This is a genomic window from Stagnihabitans sp., assembly GCF_964946895.1.
Genome location: NZ_CBBQHX010000066.1, coordinates 1 through 12,598, shown reverse-complemented (window position 1 = coordinate 12,598; position 12,598 = coordinate 1). Strand labels below are relative to the sequence as shown.

The window sequence follows — 12,598 nt, the reverse complement described above, 5'->3', positions numbered from 1 at the left end:
TCTTCGAACGCCAAGTGGCCTAAACGATCACTGGGGGCGGCACGAATACGCGACAAGTTCAGCCGCCACACCAAAGAGTTGTCTCGCAATCCGATCGAGCATTCGGCAATCCAGAGGAGCGGTGGTATGCCTCTCCTCTTGATTGGGCTCGCGCCGGACAAATCCGACAACCGACCAAGATAGGAGAAGCACAGTATGCTTCGCAGAATGTTCCTGACGGTAGCCCTCAGTGTCCGTCGTCGAATGATTTGGAACAGGCGGCCTGATTTTGGAGCGGAGAGCTTGGGCTCATCGGTTTCAGGTTATGCTGCTTGACGCTGATGGTTCAAGCGGCGGTTCTGGATGGTTTGCTGTTTGATGCGCCTCCTTTCAGCCAAGATGGTTTCACCGCGACCGAAGTAGACGTCAGCCGGGGTGAGGTTGCCGATGCTCTCGTGGTAGCGGTGGTTTTCGACGACGGACAAGTTGAAACAGGCCAATGACCGCTCCATGCAGACAGGGCTTTCGGGTGAGGAGCGCCGCCGGATCAAAGGAGCCCAGGGCCAAGCCAACGAACAGCTGACGATCCTGGAACAGGGCAAGCAAAGCAACGGGTCGGATTTCTATTCCTACCGGTATCTCGCCACCGAGGGCTTTCTGCCAGGCTACAACTTCCCCCGTCTGCCGCTTTACGCCTGGGTGCCGGGGGCGGGTGGCGCGGGGGCTTTCCTGCAACGCGCCCGCTTCCTTGCCATCTCGGAGTTCGGCCCCCGCAGCCTGATCTACCACGAGGGCCGCGCTTACCGTGTCCACAAGGCCAAACTGCCGCCCGGAACGGCCTCGGACGACGGGGCAAGCCTTGCGACTGTCAAGGTCACGGTCTGCCCGGACTGCGGTGCGGCGCATGAAGAAGACCGCGAACTGTGCCACGCCTGCGGGGTGCCTTTGGCCGGTGCGCCCGAGATCACGAAGGCGCTGCGGATCGACAATGTTGAAACCCTTCCCGCTGATCGGATCACCGCGAACGATGAAGAGCGCGTGCGCCAGGGCTTTGACATCCGCACGGTCTTTTCCTGGGTTGTCCGGGACGGACGGCACGACATCTGGAAATCCGACCTCGCCTCGGACGGCGCGCCGCTGCTGGCCTTGCAATACGGCCAAGGGGCAGAAATAAGCCGCCTGAACCTTGGACTGAAGCGCCGTGCAAACAAGGAGTTGCACGGCTTCGGCATCGACCCCCAATCGGGCCGCTGGGTTGCCATTCCCGGTGAGGGCGAGGAAGAGGTTGCCGCGGCCCCCGACGTTGCTAAGGCGCAGCGCGTGGTCCCCATCGTCAAGGACAACAAGAACGCCCTGCATCTGCGCTTTGCGGGCAAGCCTCCGGCGGCAGAAGTCATGGCGACGCTGCAACAAGCCCTGCTGCGTGCCATCGAGCGGACCTTCCAGCTGGAGGAGGGCGAGATGCTGGGCGAGCCCTTGCCATCCCGCGCGGACCGGAAGGCGCTGTTGCTGTACGAGGCGACCGAGGGCGGCGCCGGGGTTCTGGCGCGTCTGGCGCAGGATGCGTCGGTGCTTCCGGCTCTCGCCCGCAAGGCGCTGGAGATCATGCACCTGACCCAGATCGACGAGGCCATTGCGGCCAAGGATGCAAGCCTTCTGACGGCGGTCGAGGCCCCCTGCGTCAAGGGCTGTTACCGCTGCCTTTTGTCCTACTTCAACCAGCCCGACCACGAGCTGATCGACCGCACCAAATCCCCCTCACCGAGTGGTCCAACGAACTCCTCCGCCTCGTCTACCGCCTCATCTTCCTCATGGTGGCCGAGGACCGCGACCTCTTGCACGCCGAAGACACACCCGACGCCGCCCGCGCCCTCTACCTGCAAGGCTATTCCCTCACACGGCTGCGCAAACTCGCCACCCGCCGCCCCGCCTGGGACCGCCACACCGACCGGTACGAGACCACCCAGATCGTCTTCCGCGCCCTGACCAAGGGCGAGCCGCGCCTTGGCCTGACAGCCCTTGGCGGCCTCTTCTCCTCCCTTTCCGAACAGCACCTGCGCGGGCTGAAACTGCCTAACCGCGCCTATCTTCATGCTCTCTGGAAGCTGTCCTGGCTGTCGGACGGCTCTGCCATGGTCCCCGTCAACTGGCGCGCCATGCAGACCGAGGAGTTGGGCTCGGTCTACGAATCCCTTCTGGAACTGCAACCGCAACTCGACGGCGCCCGCCTGATCTTCGCCACCGAAGCCGCCGAGACGCGGGGCAATCAGCGCAAGACCACCGGCAGCTACTACACACCCGACAGCCTGGTTCAGGCCCTGCTCGACACCGCTCTCAACCCTGTCCTTGACGCCTGCTTCGCCAAGCCCGACCCCGAGCAAGCCCTCCTCGCCCTGCGCGTCATCGACCCGGCCTGCGGCTCCGGCCACTTCCTGCTGGCGGCAGCCCGCCGCATCGCCACCCGCCTTGCCCGCTACCGGGCCGGGGGCACCCCCTCTGCCGCCGACTTCCGCCACGCCCTGCGCGATGCCGCCCGCCAATGCCTGCACGGCGTTGACCGCAACCCGATGGCCGTCGAACTCACCAAAGTTGCCCTCTGGGTCGAGACCGTCGACCCCGGCAAGCCCTTGGGCTACTTCGACGCCCAAATCCGCTGCGGCGACGCGCTGCTGGGGGTCTTTGACCTCAAGGCCCTGCAACTGGGCATCCCCGACACCGCTTACAAACCGCTGGAGGGCGACGACAAACCCACCGCCAAATACTACGCAAAGGCCAACCGCGACGCCAAGGACGGCCAGGGCGACCTTCTGGACCGCAACCGCCGCCTGCCTGCCACGCGCCCGCTTGCCACCGAATACACCGGCTTTCGCGCCCTGTCGGAAGACACCGTCGAAGAGGTCTAGGCCAAGTCCCGCCGCTATGCCGCCCTGCGCGGCGACCAGACCTTCCACCGCTACGAACTCGCCTGCGATCTTTATATCGCGGCCTTCCTTCTGCCCAAGACCGGCGGTCCGCCCGCCTCGCGGGGCGCCCGCATGGTTCCCACCTCTGAGGATATCTGGCAAGCGCTGGACAACGGCGCCGTCTGGGGTCCGCTGATCGGTCGCGCCAGCCTGGCCCAGACCGCCCGCGCCTTCCATTGGCCGCTGGAGTTCCCCGATGTCTTCGACTCCGGCGGCTTCGATGCCGTCGTGGGCAATCCGCCCTGGGAACGCATCAAGCTGCAAGAGCAGGAGTTCTTCGCCGCCCGCTCTCCCGCCATCGCCAATGCCGCCAACAAGGCCGCCCGCGGCAAGATGATCCGCGCCCTGGCCGCAGCACCCGAGGGCAGTGCCGAGGCCGCCCTCTATCAGGCCTTCCAGATCGCCAAACGCTCGGCCGAGGCCAGCAGCGAGTTCGCCCGTACCCCGGACGTGGAAGAGTTCACCGGCCGCGACCGCGTCGTCACCTTGCGCCCCGTTGGCGGCCGCTTCCCCCTGACCGGGCGCGGCGATGTCAACACCTATGCCCTGTTTGCCGAGCTTTTCTCTCGACTGACCAGCAAGACCGGTCGCGCCGGGGTCATCGTGCCCACTGGCATCGCCACCGACGCCACCACAGCGCCCTTTTTCGCCCATCTGGTCGCCAAACGCCGCCTCGCCCGCCTGGTCGATTTCGAGAACCGCGCCGGCCTGTTCGCCGCCGTCGACAGCCGCATGAAATTCTCGCTTCTGACCCTTGGCCATGACGAGGGCACGGCGCGCTTTGCCTTCTTCCTGACCGACCCCGCCCAACTGGCCGAACCCGAGCGCAACTTCACCCTGACCCCCGGCGCCATCGCCCGCCTGAACCCCAACACCAAAACCGCCCCCGTCTTCCGCAGCCGCAAAGACGCCGAACTGACCGCGCAGATCTATGAGGCGGCCCCGGTGTTGATCGAGGAGAGGAAGAAGGGAGAAGAGGGCAATCCTTGGAAACTGACGGTTCACACGCGCCTTTGGCACATGGCCGAAGATGCCTTCTGGTTTAGGACAGCCAGCCACCTTTCCGAACTTGGCTTCACACGCGAGGGCAGAAACTGGACGAGGCTAAAGCCCGCATTTGTTCCGTCTGACAATTCTGTCAACATAGATGAGCAGGAAACCCATTTCTCGCCGATGATTGAAGCGAAGATGGTTACCTACTACGACCATCGTGCCGCCACTTATGGAGAGCGCGGCAATGACCGGGGCTATCGCGTCTTGCCTGAAACCACTTTAGAGCAGCATCAGGACCCGCACTTCGAAGCAGAGCCCTATTATTGGGTTCCGACTGGCGACTTGAATAGCCGTCTCGACCCATTCACGGGACGGGGATGGCTGCTGGGGTGGAAAGACGTTGCTGCGGCAACCAACGAGCGCACTGCAACTTTCGCCATCGTCCCACGCGCAGCAGTTGGTCACACTATGCCGCTGATGTTTCCGGGCACCTCTCCGAAGCAGACTGCCGCGCTCTATGGCAACCTTTGTTCGCTGACGTTGGACTATGCTGCCCGTCAATCCGTTTCAGGCTTGCACCTGACACTTGGCTATCTCAAACAACTCCCCATCCTCCCCCCCACCTTCTACACCCCCGAGCGGCTCGACTTTCTCACCCCAAGGGTGCTGGAACTAACCTATACCTCTTATGCCCTGGCCCCCTTTGCCCGCGATCTGGGCTTTGACGGCCCGCCCTTCGCCTGGGACGAGCCGCGCCGGGCGCAGCTTCGTGCCGACCTCGACGCCGTCTTCGCCCGCGCCTACCGCCTGAACCGCGAGGACCTGCGCTACATCCTCGACCCCGCCGAGGTGATGGGCGCGGCCTATCCCAGCGAAACCTTCCGCGTGCTGAAGGAAAAAGAGCAGCGTCTGTACGGCGAATACCGCACCCAACGCCTCGTCCTGTCCGCCTGGGACAGGATGGAGGCGGACGGGACCTTTGCCGGGATGGGGATGTGATGGACGACAACCAGATATGGGCGGGCGCAGGGCGTGCTGCCGGGCCGTTTCTGATCCTTCTGATCATCGCAATATTCAGATGGCTGCGCCGACCCACAGACTCGACGCCGGAGAAGGCAGCAAATCCGAGGCAGAGCCTGCCCCGCGTCACGGCGCCCCCGACCGAGGAAGAGCGGCAAAAGGCCGAAGATCTGCGCCGCATCGCCGCAGAGCGTCAAAAGGCGACCAACGACTATCTGGCCAAGGAGGCCGAGAACTTCGCCGCCCGTGACGCCGCGTATCGCGCGGCACAGTCCAGGCGAGGCAACCCGTGGAAGGCCGAGCTGGAGACATCGGCCGAGGAGCAGGAACGCGCGCGGCAAAAGCTCGGCGCGCGTGAAGTGGGGGCGGCAGAGCGGGAAGATCGGGTTGCGCCGCCGCGCGAGCGGATCACTCCCGAGCGGCAGTCCTACATCGACAAGCCAATCCCCGACGAGATCGCCCGCCACATGCAGGATTGGCTGAGGGGCGGGTTCTCTGGCCCCGATCAGTCGCCACTGTCCTATGTCGGCTATCATGTCGGCAAGACGGCGGGTCTGAGCAATTGGGCGCGGCAAAGGCGGCTGGAGGTGTGTTTCCGGGTGCCTATCCCCGACATGTTGCGGGCGGATTACGCGGATTGGGGTCAGCCCGCCACGGTGCAACGGGTCAAGGCCATGGCGGCGCATGTCCAGCGCCACGCGGACCTGCGGCGGAGTGAAGCGCGGTTCGATCAAGCCGTCGCGGAATGGGACGATGACCGCGCTTGGCTGGTACGAGAGTTGGGTGCCAAACCAAGGCCAGTGCGGTCAGTCTCACGGTCAAGCGGAAGATCGGGGTCGGGTGAATTGGTCAACGAAGGCTCCGATTTGGCGGCCAAGCGGAGACGCTTCGCTCGGGTACCTAAATTTGGCCACGCCACGAGCGACGTTATTTGGATCAGACGACGCGTTTCAGTTTTCCTAATTTTTTCATCTCATCAAAGTAACATGTGGCATCGCCCGATTTCATGAGCGTGATGTATGGAAGGCATTCCTGAAAGCCTCAGAGTGACTAGTGTCAATACCCGACATCTACGAAGCATCGCAACGCCGAGCCCGCTAGGTCGATCCGGTGCCAGAAATGCTGCGTGATGAACAAACGACTGCTCCGCCTCGATGCTGCGACTGCTCTGCCGCAACTCCGTCAGGCCGCTCCCCGCCCTTTGCGTCGATGGTGTCGACATTGAAGAAGCATTTATGATGGTGCCTGCTAGAAGAACGCGATCTCGTTCAGCGACATTGCGGTCAACAAACGTTGCCATCTGGCTAGCGGCATTGTCCCCATTTGTACTCGCCAAACCACGCATGTCACCTTTGCCGGTCCCCCCTTGTTCCAGCCCACTGCCTGATGCTTTCCCCCTCCCGGGGTGACCACGCACCCCGGTCTTGGGGAGCCTTCGCATGCCGACATTCGAAATCTACACGGTTGGCGGGGCTTACTATCTCTATGCCGTCTTCAACTTCCTCGCGGCCTTCACGGGCAGCGCGGATTTCAAGCTGTTTCTCTCGATCGCATTTTCGCTCGGCGGGATCGGTCTTCTTTGGCGGATGATCTGGGGGGCCGGGCTTCGGGATATCCTGCAGCAGATCGTGCTGATGCTGATCGTTGGGCTGGCAGGCGTGGGCATCAAGGCGCGAGTGGTGATCATCGACCCGACCTCGGGCACGATCCCGATCTATGGCACGGTGGACAATGTTCCCTGGTCGGTGGCCGTGCTGGGCTATTACACCACCGGCATTTCCTATCAGCTGACCTCCCGGATGGAGACACTGCTCTCCACACCTGACAACCTGAGCTACCAGCAAAGCGGCATGCTGTTTGGCGCGACATTGCTGTCGCAGGCGGCGCATTGGGCAAAGCGCGACAGCGGGGTGACCAGGAGTCGTTCCTGGCCAAGTGCAGACCAGTCGCGCTGCGCGTCCTCGATCAGCTTGTCGGATTTCGAGATCCAGACCGCCTTGCGACGACCGCGCAGCCAGTTGTCGAGGATGATCCCGGCCGACTGGCGTCCCTTGCCCGCGCCCGTACCATCGCCCAGCATGAAGCCGCGACGGAAGCGGAGTGCGCCCGAGGCGCCTTCGGCCGCAGCGCTGACGGTGTCGAAGGTCTCATCTATGGTCCAGCTTCCGGCAAGATGGTCGGAATGGGCCTCACCTGCATAAATCACAGTCTCCAGTTGCGCATCAGACAGTCGTTGGCGGATGTCGGCAGGCAACATGGGCCGATAGGTCGGGCGCGGCGGCGCGACCGAGGCCATGGCAGCGGATTGCACCAGTTTGGTCGGATGCGGCACGGCGCCGGGAATCCGGATCGATTGCAGGCCGTATTCTTCGTAGATCGCGTCCGAGAGGCGCGCGGCATCGGGCGGCGCTGCGTCGATTGCCTCATAGGAGAGTTCGATAGCAACGGGGGATGCAGCCGGCTTGCGGATGGCTGGGGCAGTATTGACCCGAGCGAGATAGCCGCGGACTGAACGCGCAGACGAAGTAGGTGACGGCGGTTTCGGCAAATCGACGGTAGCACGCGGCGGCACACCCCCGCATCCCGGGGTCCCCTGCACGCTTGCGTGCTGGGGTGGGTCGGGGGCTGGACAGCGCAGGAGGAACTTTCTTGCTTCGCGAGGAATGGCGGCTCTGCCGACAGGGGAAGAAAGTTGTGACGACGCTGTTGCGCCGAAGCGGTCGAGGCGAAGACGCCCTTCGAGCAGATCAGCCCATCAGCAGAGGCCGTTGGACGCGGGCTGGGACAGACGATCCACGGAGATCAAGGCGACCCTGAAGGCCCGTCAGGAAAGACAGGTCAGGCACCACCGGCGATGAAACCACCTGTGCCAGAAGTCTGGCCAGGTTGCGCGGCCCCCCTGCCCTTCTGCCTCGCGGCTCACGCCGCTCCACCGTGGTCAGGTCTGCCAGCGTGATGGCAGGTAAAGCACGATTTTCGAACGAGAGCAGCCTCTGGGCCAAGAAGCTGATCGATCCAGGCTGAGACGCTACTCCAACCCGCAACTCGATAATGGTCTAGAGGCATGAACAGTGGCCACGTCCCAGCCCCAATTCCTGCCGCTACAATGATTCCTTGGCTAAGGGCACATCGAAACTCGGGGCCGTCAAGCCATGGAAATCCGTATGCCGCAACAGGTGGACCGATGGCCAATGCTGCCCGTGCCAACCTGCGCCCGACAAAATGCAAACACCCCCCGACGAAACCGCCGGAGGGTGCTAAAGGGTCAGGAACTTCCAGTCGGCTTGCGGGGTGCCCGCGTCAGTCGATCGCCTTAAAGATCTCGCCTGCCTCGGGATGGTCGCCCGCGAACTCGTAGAGCCGCATGTAGGCTTCGGACGGTTGGTCGGCCTCATGCCGGAACGAGAGATGGGACAGCGCAAAGAGGGTGGCGATGATTCCTGCGGCCTCGGCCGAAACCTCGCCCATATAGCCGTTGGTCTCGCAGAAGACGCGGAACCGCTTGTTAGCGCCGGGCGACATGAACAGGGGCTGGCCGTCCCGCACGTGGAAATGCCAGAGACCACCTGTGTAGTCGTCGGGGGCCAGCCAGGACATGAACTGATAGACGGCGCGCTCGCCGATCAGCATCAGGGCGGGGCTGAAGAGCGCGGGCAAGAATGCCATGCGCCGCGCCTCGAGCACGAGGGTGGCAGGTTTCAGGGGGGTTGCAGCTTGGGTCATCGGAAATCCTCCGGATCAGGGGTGAATTGCGCGCGCCGGCGGCTCTCTCGACCCACCCGAACACGCCGATTTCCGACCCAACTCTCCCTCTCCTGCGATCGCGGAGTTGATTTTGTTCTCTATATGTTCTACATTGAAGAGACGATCCACATGGGAGATCCATCATGGACGCTGCCACGTTTGCAATGCCCGCAACTGAACGCCAGATCGCCTATGCACGGTCGCTGGCGCTCCGGAACCAGAGCCTGTTGCCTTGGGAAGTTCAGCAAGACCGCCGCTCGCTCAGCGCCTGGATTGAGGCGCAGGCGAAGTTGAAGCCTGCGGACACCAGCCATCCAACCTCCAAGCAGGTCGCCTTTGCCGAACGGCTTGCGCGGATCAAACGCCGCGCCGTGCCGGACGAATGCTTTCGGGACCGGCAGTTGCTGTCGCGTTGGATCGACAGCAACCGCTGAGGCACAACCGTGGCTCGGTACAGGGATAGACGGGTTTCGGGGCGACTATCCGAACCGCCGCCCTTCGTCCGTGAATGTATAGCCGCCCATGACTAGCGTCTCGTCCACGGCCTCGTCCGAGGTCAGGTATTCGTATTCCTGTTCAAGCTGGCGGTAGAGCCAGTTGGCAAGATCGCGCAGCGCATCGGTGACAATGGATTCGGCATCGCCGATGATCTCGGCCGCAGCCGCACTATCCCGGTGCACAGAAACCGCCATGGTGAAGGCATGGTAGTAGTTGCCGCGATGCGTGACCTCGGCGCGCAGCTGGTAGAAATTCTGTCGCTGCGCCGCCTGCAAGGTCTCCGCGATCCGGTGCAGGGTCTTGTCCTTCGGCGCATAAGCGCGAAGTCCGGCGGCGGCGGATTTCCGGTAAGAATAGACGCCCTCCCAAGCCGCACCATCGCCTTGCGACCAGAAGCCGCTGAACCAGATGCAGGGATCCTCGCGGGTGCGACCGCCGATAAGGCGAGTGGCCCGGGTCTTCAGGCGGATGCCGAGGATTTCCGCGATGCGCTGGAAGTCCTCGTAGACAGCATCATACCAGTCATGGTCAAAACCGCCCTCGCGATACCAGGCGCGGGCTCTGTCCTTGGCGCCGTCGGGAAGTTCATTGAGGCGATAGGCAGTCGTTGAGATCACTTCGGGCATCAGCGGGTCCCTCTGTTGCATGGCCCAGCAGAATGGTCGGGGGTGGGTTTCCGGAAGGGGCGAAGATCAGGCCACCAGGGCGTGATCGACTGCAGCGGCTGCAAGGTCGCGCCAGAACGGCTCGACCAGTCGGCCTTCCAGCGAGCGGGCGCGGGTGAGGAGCGCAGCGGCGGACGCGGGATCCCCGACGTCGGTCGCCCCGCGGGCCGCGGCTCGAAGCCCGCAGGCCTCGCGCACCACGCGCCGCGCCTCGGCATCGCTATCGACCGGCGCGCACCAGCGGATCAGGCCTGCCTGCACGTCACCTGCCAGCAGCAGGCAGTGCTCGGCATCGAGAATGGTGATGAACTGCGGCGCCAGACGCAGGGCCGGATCGTTGCCTGCGGCGATCAGACCGGAAGTTACTGCGGTGCGAGCTACGATCATCGCAGCCGCGAGGTCACCGAAGGTGCCGAGATCGACCTCGCGCTCGAAGTGCAGCTGATCGAGCGCCGGATCGTCCCAATGCGCGCGGCAGCGGCAGCTGACTCGCAGGGGCAAGCGGTCAGCGAGGCGCAGATGGGCAAGAACCTTGCCGATCAGGTTATCGCCGGGGCCACGGAAGGCAGTTTGGGAGATAGGTGCAGTCATCTGGATCACTCCGCGACAGGCGGCAGGAGACTCTCTCCCACCCTGAAACCCGTCACGGAACCACCCGCCCGTCTCTCCCTCTGGCGGGTGCCTGACCGAGAAGCCGTGCACCCGCCATCGTGTGGGTCACCCCCCTGCCCCGCCAGCCGATGAAACTCGACGGGCCGTCATAGACGGCGTGGCGGGCCTCATCGATAACGAAACCGAAGGCGCCAACTTTGTAGTCCCCAGAGGTGACAAGGAAGCGGCGCTCCTCGGATTGTGGATCGCGCCGCCCGCCGCGCGTGGCGATCACCTCGGTGAAACCGCGATGCCGGTCGGAATAGATCGCGGAGATCACGACCCAGTCTTTCGCGTGATCGCGGGCAAAGGCTTCGCCGTCGCGCGTGCGGGATTCACCAGGGCGCAGGGCACGGCGATGGATCGCCTCCCAGGCATCCGGCCAGTTGTGGCGCAGGGTCTCTTCGGCTTGGCGCCGCTCAAGCCCGGTAAAGAGATCCGGCCAAGCGGTTGCGACAGCGACCCAGGCGGCATCTTCCTCGTACCAGCCACCAGTCGCGCGCAGCATGGGATGGACTTCGGCATTGCGGTCCGCCGTCAGGTGGAACCCACCATGACCGGAGGTCGAGTGGAAGACCACTCCCTCGCCATAGCGGACCGCGCCCTGCGATGGTCCCCACGGCGTGCTGGCATGGGCGCGGAACTCCTCCCGTCTGAGGGCAATCTTCTCGCCCTGATGCTCCGCCTGTTCCTGAACGACGGCGTGGAAAGCAGCCTCATCGGCAACGTCGCCACCATGGCCATAGAAGTCGGACCGCTTCCAGTCCGACAGGGGCTTGGAGACACGCCAACCGCTACCGAGGTAATGTCGCCCGTCAGCCGTGGGGATCATGGCATAGGCGGCATCGCCGATCCGGGCGACGATCAGGCCATCGGCACTGCGGCCAAATTCCGGGACGGGTAAAGAGGCGGGCTTGTAGAATGGAACAGCCGTGTTCATGCGACAAGCGCCTCCACCGCATCGATGTCTTCACCGTTCAGGGCGGCTGTCAGCCATTCATAGGTACTGATCCAGCCGACGCTCTTGCGCGCGCCGAGGTCAATGACGTGCGCGCCGCCGCCAAACGCCTCCAGCCGGGGTCGGGAACAGGTGTGGGCATAGTCAAAACCCCAGAGGCCGGTAAGGTCGAGATCTTCCGCGAGGCGCAGGACGAAGCGGATGACGCCTTCGACGTCGCCCCGCCCGTCGTCATGGAACCAGAGCACCGAACTGCCCGGGCCATCCTGCAGCGACAGAGCAAAGCCCGAGAACTCCGGATCGTCCGAGGCCTCGTCTTCCTCGCGCAAGCGCAAGTAGAGGTCGAGCGCCGCGATAGCCTTGTTGGCCGTGCCCACGTCCAGGACGCAGGAGAAGTGTGTGAAATAGTCAGCCACGATGGGCTCCTTTCAGAATGAAAAACCCGAGGCCAGGTCGGTCGGGTCAGGTTGGGTTGCGATTTGGGAGATCAGCCCGCTTCTGCGGGCTGGGGGATGTCTGCGGCGGCCTGCGCCGCGGCATGGGCCTGCAAGAGGTCGCGGTAATAGCGCTTGCGCGCCTCGCGCCAGCTGCGGACCGCGAGCGTGTCGGGATGCAACCGGCGGATCGCCGTGCGGACGACCGTGAGGGTAGAGGCTTCAGGTGGAAGACCCAGGTTCTGATATACGCGGCTCATATCAGGTGACCTCCCTGACGGGCATCGCGAGATGCGGATCGACCTCGGTCTCGACCTTCTGGGTCCGGCCCATCCAGGGCTCGGCCCGGATCGACCGCGCCCAGTCAGCAAAGCTGGGGATGAAACCCAGATCTTCGCGGACATGTTGCTCGCCGACCCAGCGGGTCGGGATGACCCGGCCCGAGGACAGGGTCAGCGTTTTCCCGTTGACCTGCTCCAGCAGGAAGATCCCCTCGGCATGGTGACGGAGCGCACGATGCCGGAAGTCCGCCAAGATGAGCTTTGAGGCATCGATTATGTGGACAGCATGCCAGCGGCGGCGTTTTGCCCTATGCTGGGCGGCATAACCCCGGAATCTCTTGAGGCGCTGATGTTCAAACTGACAAGTTCCGCTAATGGCGGCACAATTCTGGTGACAGATTTGGACGGCAAC

General features: G+C 63.8%; 11 protein-coding genes and 4 pseudogenes. 6 read left to right on the top strand and 9 right to left on the bottom strand.

Annotation, left to right across the window (positions count from 1 at the left end; all coding sequences use genetic code 11):
* Positions 1-302 precede the first annotated feature (302 nt).
* Positions 303-449 (bottom strand): annotated as a pseudogene (locus AC1Y2B_RS22420) (IS3 family transposase); the annotation flags it as partial.
* A gap of 40 nt (positions 450-489) precedes the next feature.
* Between AC1Y2B_RS22420 and AC1Y2B_RS22415 the strand changes: the two are divergent.
* The 5 genes and pseudogenes from AC1Y2B_RS22415 to AC1Y2B_RS22395 all read left to right on the top strand — a co-directional run.
* Positions 490-1,965 (top strand): DUF1998 domain-containing protein, encoded by a 1,476-nt coding sequence (locus AC1Y2B_RS22415; protein ID WP_482255350.1) that lies wholly within the window; start codon positions 490-492, stop codon positions 1,963-1,965.
* A 146-nt stretch (positions 1,966-2,111) separates the two neighbouring features.
* Positions 2,112-2,882, top strand: coding sequence for an N-6 DNA methylase (locus tag AC1Y2B_RS22410; RefSeq protein WP_482255351.1), 771 nt, complete (start codon positions 2,112-2,114; stop codon positions 2,880-2,882).
* A gap of 132 nt (positions 2,883-3,014) precedes the next feature.
* On the top strand, positions 3,015-4,934 hold the full coding sequence (locus AC1Y2B_RS22405) for an Eco57I restriction-modification methylase domain-containing protein (RefSeq protein ID WP_482255349.1): 1,920 nt from the start codon (positions 3,015-3,017) through the stop codon (positions 4,932-4,934).
* Positions 4,934-5,965: a hypothetical protein gene (locus AC1Y2B_RS22400; protein WP_482255348.1), complete on the top strand. Its 1,032-nt coding sequence runs from the start codon at positions 4,934-4,936 to the stop codon at positions 5,963-5,965. Before AC1Y2B_RS22405 ends, AC1Y2B_RS22400 begins: the two co-directional genes overlap by 1 nt.
* Before the next feature lie 429 nt (positions 5,966-6,394).
* Positions 6,395-6,808, top strand: a pseudogene (locus AC1Y2B_RS22395) (conjugal transfer protein TraG N-terminal domain-containing protein); the annotation flags it as partial.
* A 35-nt stretch (positions 6,809-6,843) separates the two neighbouring features.
* Here the strand turns inward: AC1Y2B_RS22395 and AC1Y2B_RS22390 are convergent.
* Positions 6,844-7,527, bottom strand: a pseudogene (locus AC1Y2B_RS22390) (strawberry notch-like NTP hydrolase domain-containing protein); the annotation flags it as partial.
* 728 nt (positions 7,528-8,255) lie between these two features.
* A complete protein-coding gene (locus AC1Y2B_RS22385) occupies positions 8,256-8,678 on the bottom strand; it encodes an antirestriction protein (RefSeq protein ID WP_482255347.1) in 423 nt (140 codons plus the stop codon).
* 164 nt (positions 8,679-8,842) lie between these two features.
* On the opposite strand from AC1Y2B_RS22385, the gene AC1Y2B_RS22380 reads away from it, so the two are divergent.
* Positions 8,843-9,133, top strand: coding sequence for a hypothetical protein (locus AC1Y2B_RS22380; RefSeq protein ID WP_482255346.1), 291 nt, complete (start codon positions 8,843-8,845; stop codon positions 9,131-9,133).
* Positions 9,134-9,178: 45 nt separating this feature from the next.
* Here AC1Y2B_RS22380 and AC1Y2B_RS22375 read toward each other — a convergent pair whose 3' ends face one another.
* From AC1Y2B_RS22375 to AC1Y2B_RS22350, 6 genes and pseudogenes are all read right to left on the bottom strand, one after another.
* Positions 9,179-9,823, bottom strand: a complete 645-nt coding sequence (locus tag AC1Y2B_RS22375) for an antitoxin of toxin-antitoxin stability system (RefSeq protein ID WP_482255345.1) — start codon at positions 9,821-9,823, stop codon at positions 9,179-9,181.
* 66 nt (positions 9,824-9,889) lie between these two features.
* Positions 9,890-10,453, bottom strand: a complete 564-nt coding sequence (locus AC1Y2B_RS22370; protein WP_482255344.1) for a hypothetical protein — start codon at positions 10,451-10,453, stop codon at positions 9,890-9,892.
* A gap of 52 nt (positions 10,454-10,505) precedes the next feature.
* On the bottom strand, positions 10,506-11,453 hold the full coding sequence (locus tag AC1Y2B_RS22365) for a DUF7007 domain-containing protein (RefSeq protein ID WP_482255343.1): 948 nt from the start codon (positions 11,451-11,453) through the stop codon (positions 10,506-10,508).
* Entirely contained in the window at positions 11,450-11,887 is a 438-nt protein-coding gene (locus AC1Y2B_RS22360; RefSeq protein WP_482255342.1) for a hypothetical protein, read from the bottom strand. Before AC1Y2B_RS22360 ends, AC1Y2B_RS22365 begins: the two co-directional genes overlap by 4 nt.
* A 71-nt stretch (positions 11,888-11,958) precedes the next feature.
* Positions 11,959-12,165: a hypothetical protein gene (locus tag AC1Y2B_RS22355; protein WP_482255341.1), complete on the bottom strand. Its 207-nt coding sequence runs from the start codon at positions 12,163-12,165 to the stop codon at positions 11,959-11,961.
* A 1-nt stretch (position 12,166) separates the two neighbouring features.
* Positions 12,167-12,472: pseudogene (locus AC1Y2B_RS22350) on the bottom strand (DUF6915 family protein); the annotation flags it as partial.
* Positions 12,473-12,598 lie beyond the last annotated feature (126 nt).